This is a genomic window from Streptococcus parasanguinis (assembly GCF_001578955.1).
GTDB classification, from domain to species: Bacteria; Bacillota; Bacilli; order Lactobacillales; family Streptococcaceae; genus Streptococcus; species Streptococcus parasanguinis_U.
This window is the reverse complement of sequence record NZ_KQ969723.1, coordinates 1-475: the sequence shown is the minus strand read 5'-3', so window position 1 is coordinate 475 and position 475 is coordinate 1. Positions and strand designations below refer to the sequence as shown.

5 tRNA genes are annotated in these 475 nt (G+C 50.3%); all 5 read left to right on the top strand.

Annotation, left to right across the window (positions count from 1 at the left end):
- Nucleotides 1–31 precede the first annotated feature (31 nt).
- The 5 genes from SPADD19_RS10965 to SPADD19_RS10945 all read left to right on the top strand — a co-directional run bounded on the left by SPADD19_RS10965 (nucleotide 32) and on the right by SPADD19_RS10945 (nucleotide 468).
- A tRNA-Arg gene (locus SPADD19_RS10965) sits at nucleotides 32–105 on the top strand.
- Between the two features lie 19 nt (nucleotides 106–124).
- Nucleotides 125–198, top strand: a tRNA-Pro gene (locus SPADD19_RS10960).
- Between the two features lie 6 nt (nucleotides 199–204).
- A tRNA-Met gene (locus SPADD19_RS10955) sits at nucleotides 205–278 on the top strand.
- 16 nt (nucleotides 279–294) lie between these two features.
- Nucleotides 295–368: transfer RNA gene (locus SPADD19_RS10950), tRNA-Ile, on the top strand.
- 10 nt (nucleotides 369–378) lie between these two features.
- A tRNA-Ser gene (locus tag SPADD19_RS10945) sits at nucleotides 379–468 on the top strand.
- Nucleotides 469–475: the final 7 nt, after the last annotated feature.

Here is a 475-nt window from a genome sequence, read left to right as displayed (position 1 = left end):
GCAAGGCTATGTAATAATTGAATAGGAACGAGCACCCTTAGCTCAACTGGATAGAGTACCTGACTACGAATCAGGCGGTTAGAGGTTCGACTCCTCTAGGGTGCATAAAGCGTAAGCTTTAGATCGGGAAGTAGCTCAGCTTGGTAGAGTACTTGGTTTGGGACCAAGGTGTCGCAGGTTCGAATCCTGTCTTCCCGATATTATGGCGGTGTAGCTCAGCTGGCTAGAGCGTCCGGTTCATACCCGGGAGGTCGGGGGTTCGATCCCCTTCGCCGCTATATTGTTGATCTTGTTGGACCTTTAGCTCAGCTGGTTAGAGCTCTCGGCTCATAACCGAGTGGTCGTAGGTTCAAGTCCTACAAGGTCCATTGTTATTTTGGAGGATTACCCAAGTCCGGCTGAAGGGAACGGTCTTGAAAACCGTCAGGCGTGTAAAAGCGTGCGTGGGTTCGAATCCCACATCCTCCTTTTTAAA